This window comes from Paraburkholderia sp. BCC1884 (genome assembly GCF_900996225.1).
In the GTDB taxonomy this organism is placed as follows: domain Bacteria; phylum Pseudomonadota; class Gammaproteobacteria; order Burkholderiales; family Burkholderiaceae; genus Paraburkholderia.
On the sequence record NZ_CAAJGL010000071.1, the window covers coordinates 1 to 17918 of the forward strand.

10 protein-coding genes and 1 pseudogene are annotated in these 17918 nt (G+C 63.0%); 3 read left to right on the forward strand and 8 right to left on the reverse strand.

What is annotated here, in order from left to right; translation table 11 throughout:
• Positions 1–718 precede the first annotated feature (718 nt).
• Positions 719–2716, forward strand: a complete 1998-nt coding sequence (gene rpoD, locus FQ705_RS15300; RefSeq protein WP_144142513.1) for an RNA polymerase sigma factor RpoD — start codon at positions 719–721, stop codon at positions 2714–2716.
• A gap of 175 nt (positions 2717–2891) precedes the next feature.
• Complete coding sequence (locus FQ705_RS15305; RefSeq protein WP_144142514.1) at positions 2892–3377, forward strand: PRC-barrel domain-containing protein; 486 nt, start codon at positions 2892–2894, stop codon at positions 3375–3377.
• Between the two features lie 143 nt (positions 3378–3520).
• Here FQ705_RS15305 and FQ705_RS15310 read toward each other — a convergent pair whose 3' ends face one another.
• From FQ705_RS15310 to FQ705_RS15345, 8 genes are all read right to left on the reverse strand, one after another.
• Positions 3521–4321, reverse strand: coding sequence for a YfaP family protein (locus FQ705_RS15310; RefSeq protein WP_144142516.1), 801 nt, complete (start codon positions 4319–4321; stop codon positions 3521–3523).
• Positions 4322–4379: 58 nt separating this feature from the next.
• Complete coding sequence (locus FQ705_RS15315) at positions 4380–6179, reverse strand: DUF2300 domain-containing protein (protein ID WP_144142518.1); 1800 nt, start codon at positions 6177–6179, stop codon at positions 4380–4382.
• 11 nt (positions 6180–6190) lie between these two features.
• Positions 6191–10936, reverse strand: a complete 4746-nt coding sequence (locus FQ705_RS15320) for an alpha-2-macroglobulin family protein (RefSeq protein WP_144142520.1) — start codon at positions 10934–10936, stop codon at positions 6191–6193.
• Entirely contained in the window at positions 10933–11640 is a 708-nt protein-coding gene (locus FQ705_RS15325; RefSeq protein WP_144142522.1) for a DUF1175 domain-containing protein, read from the reverse strand. The genes FQ705_RS15320 and FQ705_RS15325 overlap by 4 nt, the downstream gene beginning before the upstream one ends.
• Entirely contained in the window at positions 11641–13425 is a 1785-nt protein-coding gene (locus FQ705_RS15330; RefSeq protein ID WP_144142524.1) for a DUF2138 domain-containing protein, read from the reverse strand.
• A 356-nt stretch (positions 13426–13781) separates the two neighbouring features.
• Complete coding sequence (locus tag FQ705_RS15335; RefSeq protein ID WP_144142526.1) at positions 13782–14954, reverse strand: NAD(P)/FAD-dependent oxidoreductase; 1173 nt, start codon at positions 14952–14954, stop codon at positions 13782–13784.
• A gap of 118 nt (positions 14955–15072) precedes the next feature.
• Positions 15073–16572, reverse strand: a complete 1500-nt coding sequence (locus FQ705_RS15340; RefSeq protein WP_144142528.1) for an aldehyde dehydrogenase family protein — start codon at positions 16570–16572, stop codon at positions 15073–15075.
• Between the two features lie 148 nt (positions 16573–16720).
• Positions 16721–17611: a LysR family transcriptional regulator gene (locus tag FQ705_RS15345; RefSeq protein WP_144142530.1), complete on the reverse strand. Its 891-nt coding sequence runs from the start codon at positions 17609–17611 to the stop codon at positions 16721–16723.
• A 173-nt stretch (positions 17612–17784) separates the two neighbouring features.
• Here FQ705_RS15345 and FQ705_RS15350 point away from each other — a divergent pair.
• Positions 17785–17918, forward strand: a pseudogene (locus tag FQ705_RS15350) (electron transfer flavoprotein subunit beta/FixA family protein); the annotation flags it as partial.

A 17918-nucleotide genomic window follows, 5' to 3' on the forward strand; every position in this document is an offset into this window, starting at 1 on the left:
TTTCATTACTGTGTGAGACTTGATACTTCTGCTTTGCGCCAGACCCCGAAGGACCCGGCTCGCATCGCGCATCAAGCGCCCACACTTATCGGCTGTTAATTTTTAAAGATCGAGTACGCATCCACCACCTCACCGGCCACCGCAGCTGCCAACTTCACAACCGCCTGTACCGCTTCGTTCTGCGTCGCTGCTCTTGCAGCAGAGAAACGAGATTATGGCGATCGAGTGACAGGTCGTCAACCCCCTTTCGTGAATTTTCTTTAGGGCTTGGGCAAAACGACGCCAGAAACATGCGCTCCCTATATATAGGCGAATGTTCAGATCAAGCAACGATTGCACAGAGCCACACCTCGTGGCGTGCGCCACATCGGGTTCGCATATATAGTTGAGAGCTTGTAATCGGCCAAACCGTACGCATCTTGTTACATCGACCAACATGCCACGCAACGCGTGACCAGCGGGCTAGGAACGGACCTGTGACAATCGTGCAGATGAATTTTTGTGCACGCGATGCGCGCGATGGCGCAAGCTCGTATATACTGCGAGCCGCGCGAATTTCGCACATTTCTATCGGCCCGCTTCGAGCGGGCTCATCTTTTTTGCTCCCCAGAGCACAGCCAAACAACCGCGTTGAGTCACTCAGGTGATGTTGAGCCATGCTCGAAACGCCTGACGGTCGCGTCTTGCGTCTCATAGCGAAGCCTCTAGAGGAGAATACGTGAACCCTTTTGATCGCGAAGATTCGCAACACGAAAACGCCAGCTACACCCCAAAAGCTCCCGCTGGCCGTACGGCCAAGGGCAAGGGCGCCGGCAAAGCGATCCCCGTGGCTGCCGAACTGCTGCCGCAGCAGGCCGAAGAGCGTCAGCGCCAGATGCGCGCGCTCATCCAGCTGGGTAAGGAGCAAGGCTACCTGACCCACGCGCAGATCAACGACCACCTGCCCGACAACTTCGCGCAGACGGCCGCGATCGACAGCATCGTCAGCGCGTTCAACGACATGGGCGTGCAGGTCTACGAGCAAGCCCCGGATGCGGAAACGCTGCTGCTGAACTCGAACGCCCCCGCCGTGGTCTCGGACGATCAGGCCGACGAGGAAACCGAAGTCGCCCTGTCGACCGTCGACTCCGAATTCGGCCGCACGACCGACCCGGTGCGTATGTATATGCGCGAAATGGGTGCCACCGAGCTGCTGACGCGCGCCGGCGAAATCGCGATTGCCAAGCGCATCGAAGACGGCCTGCACGAAATGGTGCAGGCGATCGCCGCCTGCCCGCTCGCGATCTCGGCCATTCTGGCGAGCGCCCAGCAGGTTGCGGACGGCGAGTTGCGTATCGACGAAATGGTCGACGGTCTGAATGAAGACAACATCGCCGCCGAAGAAGAGGCCGCCAGCCCCGAAGCCGCTGCCGAGGTCGACGCGGACGCCGAAGAAAGCGACGACGAAGAAAGCGACGACGACGTCGGCCCGGCCGATTCGTCAGCCGCTGACGAAGCACGCCTGAAGCAACTCACGAGCGACTGCCTGGAAATCTTCGCACAGGTCGGCATGCTGTCCGACCAGATGAACGCCTCGCACACGCGCGGCGACGTCACGTCGAAGGCTTATCTGCGCGCGCGCGAAGAGATTCAGCAGCACCTCGCGAAGATCCGCTTCACGGCCCGCACCATCGACCGCCTGTGCGGCGACGTGCAACACCAGGTCGCGCAAGTCCGCGCGATCGAGCGCAACATTCTGCAAATCGTCGTGGCGAAAAGCGGCATGCCGCGCGAGAAGTTCATCGAGTCGTTCGGCGGCCATGAAGCCGACCTCGGCTGGACGGAACGCGCAGCACGCGGCAATACGTCGTACGGCGCGGCGCTGGAGCGCCATCTGCCGGCCATTCAGTCCGAACAGCAAAAGCTGATCGAGATCGAAGCCACGGTGTCGCTGCCGCTCAAGCATCTGAAAGAGATCAACCGCCAGATGGTCGCGGCCGAATCGAAGATGCGCAAGGCCAAGAGCGAGATGATCGAGGCGAATCTGCGTCTCGTGATCTCGATCGCGAAGAAATACGTGAACCGCGGCATGCTGTTCCTGGATCTGATTCAGGAAGGCAACATCGGTCTGATGAAAGCGGTGGACAAGTTCGAATACCGTCGCGGCTGGAAGTTCTCCACGTATGCAACGTGGTGGGTTCGCCAGGCGGTGACGCGTTCGCTCGCCGACCAGGCTCGTACGATTCGCGTGCCGGTGCACATGATCGAAACGATCAACAAGCTGAACCGCATTTCGCGCGAAATCCTGCAGCAGACGGGTCAGGAAGCTCATCCTTCCGTGCTCGCAGAACGCATGGAACTGTCGGAAGAAAAGGTGCGCGGCATTCTGAAGATTGCCAAGCAGCCGGTGTCGATGGAAACGCCGGTCGGCGACGACGGCGACGCCACGCTGGGCGACATGATCGAAGACTCGGCAGCGTCTTCGCCGGCTGATGCAGCGATGCAAGCCGACTTGCGCGCCGCCATCGACGACGCGCTCGACTCGCTGTCGCCGCGCGAAGCGAAGGTGCTGCGCATGCGCTACGGCATCAACACGAAGTCGGACCACACGCTCGAAGAAGTCGGCAAGCAGTTCGACGTCACGCGTGAGCGGATTCGTCAGATCGAGAGCAAGGCCATGCGCAAGCTGATGCATCCGAGCCGTGCCGATCGCCTGAAGTCGTTCCTCGACCGTTAAAAGCAGTCACTGCGTTTGCCGTGCCCGGTGCACGGCAAACGCGCCTCCCCCGCCTCAAGCCTCGCCCCTCCGCAGCATCCTCCTCTATAGTCTTGACCCTGACCCCACTGCCCGACCGCGGCCGGGCATAGTCGTTGCGCGCTCCTTGGTTATGCTTTTTCACAAGGAGCACATCATGACTACGATGGATCCCCAACGGCCTGCATCCGCAGACACGCAAACGCAAACGCAAGGCGCAAATATCGTCGGTGTCGGCATAGGCGAAGGCCCCGGACCCGACGTGATGGCGGCGGCCACGCTCGACGGCAACAAGGTAATGTCGTCCGACGGCGAACACGTCGGCAAGATCGCCGACATCATGCTCGACGTGCGCGGCGGGCGGATTGCCTACGCCGTGTTGTCCACGGGCGGATTTCTCGGCATCGGCGACACGCTGCATGCCATACCGTGGAACGCACTCACGCTCGATACGGACGACAAATGCTTCGTGATCGACGCATCGGCCGAGCGCATCAAAAACGCGCCGGGCTTCGATAAGGATCATTGGCCGTCGATGGCCGATATGCAGTGGGGCACGACCGTTCACGCTTACTACAATCGGACGCCCTACTGGAGGGCCACCCACGAAGTCGTAGAAGAACAACGCGGTCTCGACCACTAGCACTTCCGAGTGCCGCTTAAGTTGTCCACAGAAATTGTTTGCAAGCCTGTGGACAACCTGAGCATGAGTCATGCAACTCGTTGAGCGCGTTGCATTTCAATGCTCCGCTCCCAACGGGTTGCGGGTGCGAACAACGTGCCCTTTCACGGCAGGACAAAGGTCTTAACAAGCGTCAGTTCACCGGGTTTGCGCATCGGCACACGAATGGTTTCGCTTTTCTCGTCCGGCGTATTCTCGTTGGTGATAATGGTGATCTGCGCGACCGTGATATCGCTGCCGCTATTGCCGTTGCCGTAATAGTTCACGTAGACGAGGTAAGTGCCCTTCAGCGGCGCTGCCGATGAATAAATCTCCGGCCCATACCCGGTCGTCACGTCGACATCGAGCGCGCCGCCGTTCGGCGCAACACGATCGCCGTACCAGGTGTGCACGCCGTCGGGCGACACGACGTGCAAATCCAGGTCGGTGCCATCGGTGTCCCAGGCAAGCACCACACGCAGCTTCGGCTGGGTCTTGCCGCTGTAGGCGTCGTAGAACTGCACGCGCTTACGACTGCCGTCCGGCGCACGCAATTCCACGCCATTGCTCCCGGCCGGAAACGCATACGGCCGTGAAAACTTGCCGTCCTCCTCCACGCGCTGCGGCAACGGCGTACCGTCGACCACCAAGGTGCCCACCGATGTACCCTTTTTCTTCGGCGCATTGTGGATCTGCCCTTCGATCAGCGCGAACTTCGACTGCCCTTCCGGCGTCGACACCGTCACCGCCGGGTAATGCACGTCCTGCGTATAACGCTCGCTGTCGCCGCTCGTATTGCGCCAGCCATTCAACGGCGCGGCGAAGTCGATATCGCTCGCCTGCACCGCCGGTGCAACCTGCAGGCAGGCGGCGGCGATCAGCAAGCTGCATCCCGACTTGATCCATCCCGTCATGCTCGACTTCATCGTCACTGCTCCCATCTTGCTGTCAAAGTCGCTCGCCCTGCGCGCCGCGACGCGATCTTCATTGGATCGGATTGTCCGTGCGAATCAACACGCGCGCGGTGCGTTCGACAAACGTCTCATCGAGCCCACGCGGATGATGTTGAAACGCCAGGTGAATATATTCATGCGCCAACGCGATGCGGTCCTCTTCGGTCTGCAGCCGATACACGTAGACGCGATTGCGTTGCGCATCGGCATAAGGACGTCCCTCGCGCACCGCGCACACGGCCGGTAGATCGGGCGTCTCGTAGCCCGCCGCGCCATCCATGCGCCGCGCCCACAGCGGCGCGTTGTGCGCGAGCCAGGCCTGCGCGCCGGCCACCGCGACGCAGTCGCCGGACAACGGACTTTCGAACGAAGTCAGCGTCCCCTGCGGCCAGGTTCGCGCGAGAATCGCATCGAACGTCTGGCCGTTTTGCGCGGACGCCTTCGCGGCAAGCCAGCTCATTTGGCCAGGCGCCGCCTTGTCGTGGTGGTACTGGACCGGCACGCCGGTCAGCACGAGCGCGTCGGTCTGGTCGGCCGCCCGGCGCGCCGCCGTGCTCGCCGGGCGCGGCAAGACGCGTTGCGTGCTGCTGCTATCGTCGATGCGAAAGCAGCCGTGATCGTGGTTGCCGTGCTGGACCACATAAGTGCGTGCCGCCACGGCCAGCGCTTTGGCCGCTTCCGGCTGCTGCGTGTCGCCTTCGCGCTCGACCACGCGCGCCACGTAGTCGTTCATGCCGAATCGGCCGACCACTTGCGGCGCGCCCGCGGCATCGCGATCGAGCCGCAATTCGCCGCGGCTAGTCACGCGCGCCCAATTGCCGTTGATGAAGCCGATCCGGAAATCGTCGCGCAATGGACCCTCCAGCGCCTTCGCTGGACCCGTATCGCCGAGCACTTCGCGAATCGGATAGCGGCTGAAAAAGTCGACCAGAACGCAGGCGCCGTCGTCCGGCACGGTGATCTGCGTCAGCAGAGGTGCGATGCGCGGCGCGGCCGACGCGAGCACGTTCGCGCTACCGCCCGAACCGCCCAGCCACACCGGCGTACCATCCGCGAGCCAGCCGGCAGCGCCGCCGATCGACGCCCCCGGACGCGCCGGGTTCGGCATCGTCCAGGTCTTGACGCGCAACAGGCTGCCATACAGCGAGACGGTGCCCTCGCCGCGCCCGCTGGTGAGCACCGACACGAGCGTGCTCGCCGCCGCGTCGCGCGGGCGTGTGGGCATCGCCTGCAAAGCGGCGAGCAGAGCGGTCACGGAAACGCGATGCGTCGGGGTCATCGCGTGCAGGTCGCGCAGCCAGGCGGGCGCGTGCGCTGCGCTCCAGTACTTGCGCCAGTCGGCGGGATCGAGTTGCAGGCGTGCGGGTTCGAAAAAGCGTCCGCACGATTGCACCAGCGCATGTTCGCGGTCGACATGGCCACCCGTCATGCAGCAATACACTTCCTCGGGATCGCCGCCGTTGCACGTGTAGTCCGGCGTGGCCATGTTGCGATCCACCAGGTAGCCATACACGAACAATTTCCAGACGCTGCCGAGCGGCGTCTCCAGCGTGGCTGGTAACGCCGTGGCGGCTTGCGGCGAAAACCCGACGGCAGCGCCGCCCCGGTTCGCCTGCCACAACTGCGCCGAGCCGTCGCGCAGCCAGGCAAAGCGCAATGTCTGCTGCGATGACAGCGATGAGGACGCCGGCTTCGCCACCTGCGCGGAGATCGGCGCATCCGTCGCAAAGGCGTGCGCGGCGGCCATCCCCAACCATCCCACGCCCGTGACGAGCGCGATCCGCAGCGCGGCTGCAAGACGATCGCAGGTAAGCCGAAGCGCGCGGACCATGTCTGCCTCGCCTACTCGATGCGCAGCGTCGTCACACGATCGCTCTTGCCGCCTTCGAACGCTTTCGCGTCCGGCTGATACATGCGGAAGTAGCGCGCGGGTGGCAGCGCGAACGTGCCCGGCAACGCGAAGCGCACCAGTTGCCGCAGCGTCACCGGCCGGTCGAGCAAGGGCACTGGCTGGTGATACGCCAGCTCTCCCATCTCGTACGACGCGGCGCGCGCGAACGGCTGCGGACCACTACCGTCCTTGTCGCCCGGCAGGCCGTCGATCGACACGCCCCAACTGGTCGCCTCGACATCGCCGCCCGGCGGCAGCGGCACGTCGAGCAAGCCGTAATGGTAGGCATTGCCCGAGCGCGGCGTGAGCGTGACTTCATCGACGTACAGCGCGTTGCTGTCGATCGAATCACCCGGCTTCACGCGACGCGCCGTGAACGACGCACGTCCCAACTGGCTTTCGGCCGCAGCCGGTTTCTTCGGATCGGCCTTCACCTCGAGCGGTTCGAGTTTGTAGAAACGTCGTTCGACCGTGATGTTCAGTCGGCTGTCCTCGCTCGTATGACTGCGGAACGAGAGCAGTGCGCCGACATCCGTGCGCGCCGCGCCTGCATCGAGCGTAGCGGGCAAACCCGCCGCCGCAGTCCATTTCCAAAGCGGCGCGCCAGTCGGCGTGTCTGAGCGCGTCCAGCCCGCGCCTTGCAGCGACGGCAGCGATGCCGCCGCCACGTCGCCACCCAGCGTCTTGCGCAACCACAACAGCGTCAACGCGCGATCGAGCGTCGGGTAATCGGCGCTGCTCTTCGCGAGCAACGCAGACGCGTCCACTGCCGTGCCGCCATCGCCGCCAGACATTGCCAGCAGACTCTGTACGAGCGGCGCGGGGTCGTTGGTCAACGCAGTGCGCGCGGCACTCGCAGCGGCATCGAAACCATCCGGCACTTGCGCGCTCGTGCCGCGCGCCATGCTCGCGACCAGCAAAGTCGCCATCTGCTTGCCGCGCGGCGAATCGGCTTGTGCGAACACGATGCTGTCCGACGCACTCGCCATGGCGGTGTTATTGCTCGCGACCGGTTGGCCGCTCGCCGCCGCATCGCTCATTAGATCCGCAGCGACGCCCGACACCGGCGTCGCGACCGGCAAGCCCATTTGCTGCATGAACCACAACGCCAACGCACGATGCAGTAGCGGCTCTTTCGCGCCGGCATCGCGATAAACGTCCATCGCGTGCTGCCAGTTTTCCGCCGGCAAGCTGATGCCGAGGCTGCGGCTCGCGAGCCAGTCGGCGTAGTACGCGTAAGCGGTGATCAACGCGCTGCCGCCCGTCGTATCGCCCCACCAGCCGAAGGTGCCGCCGACGCCCGCGAGCATCGCCAGACGTTGCCGCTGATTGCGCAGCAGCGTGTCGAGTCCTTGCGCCGGGTTTGCGTTGTCGCCATGGCCGATCGCGTCGTGCGCGAGCGCCAGCGGGATCAGCCGGCTCGAGGTTTGTTCGGCGCATCCATACGGGTAGTTGATCAGATCGTCGGCGACGCGCATGAACTGGCTCGCCGCGCTGCCGACAAACCGCACGCTGACGTCCTGCGCATCCTGCGGTAGATCGAGCGGTTTGTTCGAACCGTCGAGCGCCACCGTGTTCTGATGCAGATCGAGCCAGCCGCTCGCATCGAGATGGATCGTGGTTTGCAGACGGTCCACATCCTTACCCGCGCTACGCAAGGTCGCATCGATGACACCGTCTTTCAACGCGCCGGTCGGCAACCGCAGATAGTTCGCGCCGCGCCTGAGCGTGACCTTCTGATTCAGCGAAAGACCACCGCCGTTCACCAGCCATTGCGCGTCCATGTCCGCGTGGGTCTGGTTGAAGGCGATCATGTCGATAGCCGGCTGATCGTTCGCGCGGAAATGCGACGGCCCGCTCCACTTCAGATACAGCGCCTTGTCCGAACGCACGTAAGCGGTCCGCTGCCCGACCATGCCGTCCGGCGCCGCTGCGCGCACGGTGATGCGCCAGCGCGCCAGCGAATCCGGCATCCTGAAGCTCATGGTGGCGTGACCGTTCGCATCGGTTTTCAGATTGCCTTCCCAGGCGGCCGTGTCCTGATCGTCACGCCGCGGCCGTTCGAGCACCTTCACGCCGCGCTCGTTGTAGTTTGCGCGCTGCGGGCCGCCCGGCGCGCCTTTCAACGGCGAGCGCGCAAGGTCGTAAGTGATGAACGACAGACTCGACGAAGTCCGCACATTGTTACGGCGCGGATGATAGAAAAAGTCGACGATGTTCGGCGCAATCTCCGGCTGCAACACGTAGACCATTTCGTCGACCACGCTCACCGTCAGGTTCGCCGCTTCCGGTTTGCCGTTCAGCGTGCTGTCGAAATTCAGCGTGACCGTATCACCCGGACCGTACACCGGCTTGTCGCTCTTCACGTTCAATTCGATCTGCGGCTGGGCGACGACGATGCCCGCGTTCTGGAACACGTACTCGCCGGCGTGCACGTACAGCACCGAGAACATCATGTTGGGCGCGAAATCGTCGCCGACCTTGATGCGCGCTTTCCATTGCGACGGCGCCACGCGTTGCAGTTGCAGCCAGTCGCCGCCCGCCGTCAGCAACGCGCGGTGTTCGACCTTGTCGCGCTCGAGCGTCAGCAAGGCGTCGTCGACCGGCATCGGGAAGGTAATCAGCGCCTCCGCCGTATCGCCGATCTTGTACTTGTCCCGATCGAAGACAATTTCCACACTACCGGGAATCGCTTTCAGGCCGTCGCCCGCCACCCAATGACTCGCGGCGGCCAGCAGATTGCCGCTGTCGTCCTTGACCGACAACATGTACGAACCCGGTTCGTCGAATTGCACCGGGAACGACAACTTGCCGCCGGTTGCCGTGCCCTTCAACGCGCCCTCGCCGTGCGTCTGCGATTCGAGGCGCGTCCATTCCCACTTCGACGGCGCATGCGAGGCAGGATCGAGCGCGCCGAGCGCCTGCAGATCGAAGCTGACCGCTTCCTTCGGTTGCGAGAACGACTTCGCGGTAGTTAGCCGATAGGGCGTCGCGCCGCGCGCGATCAGCACTTCACGCGTCACGCGCACTTTGTACGCCGCGCCGTCCTGCGCGAACAACGTCAACGCATAACGGCTCGGCTCTTTCGCGGCCGGCAGTGAGAGCGCCGCGTTGCCGTCGCTATCCGTCTTCAACTCCTGCTGATCGAGCTTGACCGGAAACAGCCCCGCATAACGCAGTTCACCGTCGACGATCGTCACTTTCTGCGCGCGCAGCGTGACCGAGACCTTGCTGTCGCGCACCGGCTTGCCGTCCGGATAGCGCAACTGGATCTTGCCCTTCAGTGCCTCGCCGGTTGCATAGTCGGCTTTATCCATCGACAGGTTCACGTCGAAATGCGGCTTCACATATTCGGCGACGCGAAACGCACTGCCGTAGACATCGCCGTTGTAATCGAAGCGCAGCGTGTAGCCGCCGGCGGTGGCGTCGGCGGGCAATGTAAACGACCTGTCCGCACCGGTGTCCGCGGCGAAATGCACCTTGCTGGTCGCCACCGGCGCGCCGTTCGGATCGAGCACATCGAGTCTGATATCGGCTTGCGCCGGCGCGGTGGATTGCGTCGCGTTCTGGAACGTGCGGCCGATGAACTTCACATGCACCGGATCGCCAGGCCGGTACATCGGCCGGTCGGTCACGGCGTAGATCTTGGTGTTGTAGATCTCGCTGTCGTAATAGAAATTCTCGGAGACGAACACGCCGCCTTGCGGATCGGTGCCGAGCACATAGCTGCGCTCGGGGCTCACGTGTTCCAGCATGAGCGCGCCGTCGTTGCCGGTCGTGCCACTTTGCAGGACGCCGACACCGTCGGTCCAGCTCACGTCCGTGTTCGCCACGGGCTTGCCGTTGTCGCGCCGTGCGGTCCACACCAGCATGCCGCTCGACGCCGCCTTCACGACCGCCACGGTGTCCGACACGAACAACAGCGTATGCGCGCGATAGTTGCCGATCACGGCTTCGACGATATACAAGCCAGGCGGCAGCTTGCCGACCGGAATCATCACATTGCCGGAACTGGCTTCGATGAAGTTGCTGCTACTGCCTTCGAGGTTCACGCCCTTCGGTGGTGCGATCACTTTCGCGTCCCAGATCGGATAGCGAAAGCGCGCGACCATGTCATAGCCCTTGAGCGGCGCGAATTGCGAGTTCTGGCCGAATTGCGTCGGCTTGCCGGTCTGCTCGCCGAGCTTGAATTGCGGCGCGGCTTCGGTCGCCTTGCTGCGCGTCGCGAACGACAACACACGCTGCCACGCGCGCCGTGCCTCTATGAACCAGCGGTCCCACAGATACGCCAGCGTGTTCGCCAGCCCTTCACCCTGATAATTCGGCGCGACGTTCAGTCGATGCAGATTTTTTTGCGCCTTCAGAAAGTCGAGCGGCTTCGGCACGCGATACACGACGATGTCCGCGCCGCCATACGCCTGCAATGCATCCTTGAAATCGCGGCCAGGCGCTTCGAGCCGCACCTGGGCCAACTGATCGCTGCCGAAGCTCGCATCCGAGAGCAAAAAGAACGGCTGACCGTCGACCTTCTGCGAACTGAAATTGCTCGGCGGCGCCGACTGCAAGGTCGGATTGTTCGCGATGTTGTTATCGACGGCGGCGCTCGGCGCGGCGTCGTCGGCATACGCCGCCGGTGCGACCGCGAACGTCATGGCCATGAGCAGCGCTGTCAACGCGACGGAAATCATTCGGGTCATGTCAGAAAGTCCAAACGAAACACGCCAACGAAATTGGGATTGCCGTCGAGCGGCTGCCAGCGGGAGTCTTTCCATTGCATCAGATCGGAGACGGCGACGGCGCGCAGACCGGTATCGGTCGGCGTGACGGTGCCTGTGTGATAAGCGATGTAGCGATCCAGCCAGATCATCAGATGCTGGTCGTCGCCCTGGTCGAAGAACAGCAGGTCGCCGGGCAGCGCCTGGTTGACGTCCTTCGAGACAAAACGGCTGTTGCGTTGAATCAGTGCGATCGCCGATGCATAGGCGCCGGTCGAACCGTCGAGCTGCGTCCAGCGATTGGCGAGCGTGCGCTGCGACGCGGACAGTTGCAGTTCGGGCGGCATGCTGCTGGTGTCCGCGAGACCGGTCATGCCGTTGGCGCGCAGCCATTTGCTGTCGTGGGCCTTGAGCGTTTCACCGACCGCGAAGCGCACGAGGCCCGCGCAATCGCGCTGGGTCCAGCGTGGGGTCGGGCCGCGGCGCATCTGCTGGTCGACGATGCGTGCGAACCACGCGCGAAATGCCGCCGATTGCTGCGGCGAGAGCGCGTCGGGGTCGAGCGCAGCGGTGCTGCCGGTGAGGGCGCGCGCGTAGGGCGCGAGGCCGGCCAACGCGAACGCGGAGACCGCGCGCGCGAGCCAGGTGCGGCGCGAAACCGCATCGGATGGATCAGTGCGTCGCACTCAATCGCCCTCGGTGCCGGGCTGATCCGCAGGCGCATCCGCCTCGCCGGCATTTGTGTCCGCACCGGCCTTCGTGCGATCGAACCACCATTCCACCGGCACCCAGCCCGTCGAACCCGGCAGGTTCTGCGGCAAGGTCAACGAAACGGGCGGATAGTGCGCGAGCGCGTGCAGCTTCGGCACGAGGTGCGTGCGCGACGCGTTGCGGAACACCGCTTCCTGGTCGGCCGGCAACGCAGCGCCCGCTTCCCGTTCGATCAACGACGCAGCCGACGCGGGCGTGAGCGTCAGGATCGTGCGCGGCAGACGTTGCGGCGCGAGCGTATCGGCGAGCGCCGGATAACGCTTGTCGAGCACGGCGAGCGTGTCGTCGACGAGACGGCCGTCCGGGGAAAAAATCAGATACCCGTGCGCCAACGCGAGCGTGACCGGGAAATAGCGCTCCGCCGACAATTGCGATGCAAACGACGCTTTGCTGGTGACCGCCGTGCCGGAGTTGGCGCTGACCGGGCGTTGCCACACGGTCACGTCGGCGCCCTGGTCGCGCGTGGTGACCGGCATGCGGCGATAGCCTGACTCATCGCCACCGGCCTTGGCGGCCTTCGCTTCATAGGCGCCGATCACGTCGCCGAAAGTCTTGCCGAGCGCGGTCTTCAAGGCGGCGACGCCGGCGGCGTCCTGAGTCTTCACACGTGCGACGAACACCGGTGCGGCCAGCGTGGACTTGGCGTACCAGCAAACCGCCGCGGGTCCCGCGAGTTGATCGCCGATTGCAGACGCGCTATCCGCGCCGCCATCGGCGACCTTGCCCAACAATGCCGACGCTTCCTTCCAGTCCGCCGGCAAGCTCGTGCAGGCCGCCGGATTGGCCGGCAGCGCGCGCCACAAACCGGCGCTGTTCCACTGTTGCGGGAGCTTGCCCGGCTCGATTAAGGCCGACGTCTGCCAGTTCGCCGCGGCATTGCCATTCGGCGAAAACTCGAAGCGCAGCGCGTCGATGCCCGAGAAAAACGCCTGATAACCGAACGACAGATAATTCGCCGACACCACCAGCCGATGTCCCTTCGGCGCGTCGCCCGGCTCGTCCAGCTGATAGGCACGCGCCGCATCGTCACGGCCCGATGAGAGCATGTCGGACACCGCATCGCCCCGCTCGCTCAGCACGCCGCCCTTTTCGTCGAGCAACACGCCGGGAGCGGACATCACGACGAGACGGTCGTCTTTAGTCGCGAACAGTAACGTGCGGCCGACTGCCAGTTTCAATGCATAGACCGGCACGTCGCCCGCCAGCTTCGCGACCTGGCTCAGTTGGGCGTCGCTCGCGGCGACGTTGGCGAAGCCTTGCAGCAGCTTCGCGAGGCCGTTACGGTGGATCGACATCACCCAGTAGCCGAGACGGCCGTCTGGCGAGCGCCACAGCAGAACGTGAGCGGGTTCGTCGAATACCCGGCGGATCAGTTCGTCGCGCCAGTCGAGTTGATGCTCGAACGCCAGACGCCGCAGCGCGCCTTCGGCGGACAAGCGCGTATCGCCCGACTCGTAATAGTCGACGAAGTCTTGCGTAAGTACATCGTGCAGGAGCGGCACGCGCAAGATGTCGCGCGGCAGACGCGAGAGCGCTTCGCTGTCGATTACTGCGTCGGGATGGTGAATATCGAGGACGATTTCGCCAGCCTCGCCGGCCTTGCGATGCGCGAATGGACGCCACACCGCCTGAATGACCACGCCGGCCACGACCAGAAGACCGACTACCAGGATTGCAATCTTTTTACGCGACATCTTCATCTGATTTCTTCTGGTTCGATGCGACGGTATTAAGTTGGTGTCCGGTGATTAAGCTTTGCAATCAATCTCCGGCGGCAGCGATGATAACCGATATTTTTCTGAGAAAACCGGGGCTGCTTTATATTTGATAGTTGCGATCGCTTGATAAATTATTTAAAGCGCATGCAGTTGAAATTAAATCGTCACGCTTTATCCCGGCGCAAATGAAAAACCCGGCAACACGCGGTGTGCTTGCCGGGTGTTTCAAGTATTTCCGCTACTGGCCTGGTTCGATTGCAAAGAAACTGAAGTGCACGTCTGATAATCAAAGCGCCCGAAGCACGCGCTCAGATAATCCCGCCACATACTGCCCGCAACTACACCACGTTTTTCTCGACGATCGGTCGATTTTCCAGCACGCGCGTAAAGCTCAGCGAACCGAGATCGAGTGTCGTATAGCGACCGTGCAAAATCAGTTCGCTGATGCCGCGCCCAGTTGCAGGACCTTGCTGCAAACCGTGTCCGCTAAAACCATTGGCGAAAATGCAGTTATCGACATCCGGGTGATGGCCGATGATCGCATTCTGATCGAGCACGTTGTATTCGTAGTACCCGGACCAGCAGTTCTGCACGCGCAGCGCTTCGAATTGCGGCACACGGTGCGCGAGAGTCGGCCAGATCACGTCGTCGAATAGCGCATGGTCCACTTCGTCGAGCGGCAGATCGTCAGGGTCGTTATCGGCCGATGGCGACGTGCCGCAGATAAACGATTTGCCCTCGGGCCGGAAGTACACGCCGCTTGGGTCGATCAGCAGCGGACACCGTTCGAGTCGCCCCGGCGAGGTGACGTTGAAAATACTGCGTCGCCGCGCGTAGACCGGAATGTCGATGCCCACCATCTGCGCGACTTTGCGCGACCACGCGCCCGCGGCATTCACGACCACGTCGCACGCATAGCGCTCGCCGTCCGCAGTTCGCACCTGGGTGACGCGTCGACCTGCGCGTTCGACCTCGGTGACATCGGCGGCCACATAGCGCGCCCCGAGCGACTGCGCTTTTTTGCGCAACGCCTGCACGAGACCGTATCCGTCGAACCAGCCCTCGCCACTTTCACCGTAAGCGCCCGCCACGAGGTCTTCGGTATTGAGCCAGGGAAAGCGCGCCTGCAGCGACGCTTTGTCGAGCAAACTGATATCCGCGCCCAACCGGGTTTGCAGCGCGTGATTGTCTCGCAGCGTCGCTTCACCGGCAGGTGTGGCGAGAAACAGATAACCGCCTTCGTGCAGATCGATCGACGGTTTTGCGTCGTCGATACCGAGGCGCTCGCCGATCGAGCGCAGAAACTCGATGCCGTACAACGACATCTGAATGGAAAGCGGTGTGGAGAATTGCTGACGAATCGACGCCGCCGATAACGCCGACGACGAACGCGCATAGGTCGGATCGCGCTCGATCACCGTGACGCTGACTGTCGGATCGGACAGCCGCAAGAAATACGCAATCGAACTGCCGATCACCCCACCGCCGACGATCACGACTTTGGAACTCACGTCTTACTCCACGAGTAACGTGGCCGCTTTGAAACGGCAGGCGGCGCGAACAGATTGCTGAAGAGAGGGCGTTCTATTCAGCGGTGCATGCCGGTTGGCGCGCACCGCTGCGCCTCTTTCAGTCGATATTGAAGTCGATGCCCTGCGCGAGCGGCAAGGCCGACGAGTAGTTGACCGTGTTGGTCGCGCGGCGCATGTAGGCTTTCCATGCATCCGAACCTGACTCGCGGCCGCCGCCGGTTTCCTTCTCGCCGCCGAATGCGCCGCCGATTTCCGCGCCGCTCGGTCCGATGTTGACATTGGCGATGCCGCAGTCGCTGCCCGAGTCGGACAGGAAGCGTTCCGCCTCGCGCAGATCGGTGGTGAACACGCACGACGACAAACCATGCACCGCCGCGTTATTGGCTTCGACAGCGTCGGCGAAGTCCGAATAGCGCAGCACGTAGAGGATCGGCGCGAAGGTTTCCTTCAGCACCACCGAAGTTTGCGACGGCATCTCGACAATCGCCGGACGCACGTAAAAACCGTTTTCGTAACCCTTCACGTCGATGCGCTCGCCGCCGAATACCTTGCCGCCTTCGGCCGTGGCCTGCTGCAGCGCTTCCTGCATGCGGCCGTACGACTGCTTGTCGATCAGCGGTCCCATCAGCGTGCCCTTTTCGAGCGGGTTGCCGATCGGCACCTTGCTGTACAACTGCTGCAGACGTTCGATGGTTTTGTCGTACACGCTCTCGTGCACGAACAGGCGTCGCAGCGACGTGCAACGCTGACCCGCCGTGCCGACCGCCGAGAACAGGATGCCGCGCATGGCCAGTTCGTGATCCGCCGTTTGCGTGACGATGCCCGCGTTGTTGCCGCCGAGTTCGAGCAGCGAGCGGCCAAAGCGCTTCGCGACTTCCACGCCGACCGTGCGGCCCATTTCCGTGCTGCCCGTCGCGCTGACAACCGAGGCGCGCGGATCGGCTACGAGTTTCGCGCCCACCTCACGACCGCCGTTGATCAAGGCGGTGAGGCCGGCCGGCGCGTCGCCGAATTCCTTCAGCGCTTCGATCATGATCTGATTGACGGCGAGCGCGGTGAGCGGCGTCTTTTCCGACGGCTTCCAGATCACCGCATTGCCGCACACCAGCGCCAGCGCCGCATTCCACGACCACACCGCCGCCGGGAAATTGAACGCCGAGATCACGACGCAGGTACCCATGGGATGCCACGTCTCCGCCATACGATGACCCGGCCGTTCCGAGGCGATCGTCAGACCGTACAACTGGCGCGACAGGCCGACCGCGAAATCGCAGATGTCGATCATTTCCTGCACTTCGCCCATGCCTTCCTGGAGGATCTTGCCGGTTTCCAGCGTGATGATGCTGCCGAGCGCCTGCTTCTTTTCCCGCAGACGGTTGCCCAGCAGGCGCACCAGTTCGCCGCGACGCGGCGCCGGAACGTTGCGCCAGGCGGTGTACGCCTGTTTCGCCAGAGCGAGGGCCGTGTCGACTTCCACCACCGTATTGCTGGCCACGCGGCCGATAAGCTCGCCGGTAATGGGCGAATGAACCGCGATGTCCCCGGCTTGCGCCGCGTGGGCGATGCCGAGGTCGGCGAGGATGGTGGAAGCGTCCATGAGAATCCCTTTAATTTCCGATGCGAAACAAGAGTAAGTTCGGAAACTATACACGCGGGTTTTTATGGCGGCAAGCCGGGCTTCAACCGAGCCCGGCTAGTGGGCCTAAGCAGGGACCGGCCGCTACACGGCGAAGTTCGCGTTTCCGTTAGGAAACACCCGCCATCAACCGGTCGACCAGCACGCGCGCGAAAGGCGGCAGGTCTTTCAGACTGCGCACGCAGATCTTGAGCTTGCGCTCGGCCCACGGATCGCTCAACCCGACGATGGCGATCTGCATCGTTTTCTTGTGCCGCAGCGCGACCGATTCCGGCACGACGCCGATGCCGACGCCCGCCTCGATCATCCGGCAGGCCGCTTCGAAGTTGCCCACCTGAATGCGCAGTTTCAGACGCGCGCCGAGGGCGTCGGCCGCGCTGGTGATAAACGCGTGGATCGCACTTGAGGTAGGCAGGCTCACGAAGTTCGCCTCGAGCACCTGCGCGAAATCGACCGAGGGTTGCTGCGCGAGCGCATGGTCGCGCGAGGTGACCAGCACCAGGCGGTCGTCACGATACGGCAGCATTTCCAGATGCTCCGCATGCACATTGCCCGCGACGATGCCGATATCCGTCGCGCTATCTGCCACGCCTTTGACGATTTCACCGCTCAGCACTTCACGCAGATCGATGTTGACGTCGGGATGATCGCGCAGGAAGTGGCTCAGCACGCCCGGCATGAACTCGCTGATCGCGGTGGTGTTGGCCCAGATACGCACATGGCCTTTGATGCCCTCGCCATACTCCTGCATGTCGCCGGCCAGATGCTCGACGCGTTCGAGCACGAGTCGCGCATGATGCACGAAGGCTTCGCCGGCGGGCGTGAGCGTTACACCCTGGCTCGTGCGATACAGCAGTTTGAAGCCTAACTGTTCCTCGAGATTTTTGACCCGGTTGCTGGCCGCCGGCGCCGACAGATGCGAACGCTCCGCCGCACGCGCCAGATTCTGCGTGTCGGCGATATTGAGGAGCAAGCGCAAATCCACGAAATCGAAATGCATGATGACCGCGAAGAATGAAGTGTCGAACGACACTTGCAGGACAAAGGCTCATCTTAACCGCGCGCGAAGCGCGCGTTCTAAAAACCCGAATTCCATGCCGGCTTGAAGTCTGCCAAAGTGAGGCGGTTCATGCGTGGCCTGACACGCTTACGCTTTATTTCGAGGAGACAGTGTTGAAGATTCTGGTGCCAGTCAAGAGAGTGGTCGACTACAACGTGAAGGTCCGGGTCAAATCGGACGGCACGGGTGTCGACATCGCGAACGTGAAGATGTCGATGAATCCGTTCGACGAAATCGCCGTGGAAGA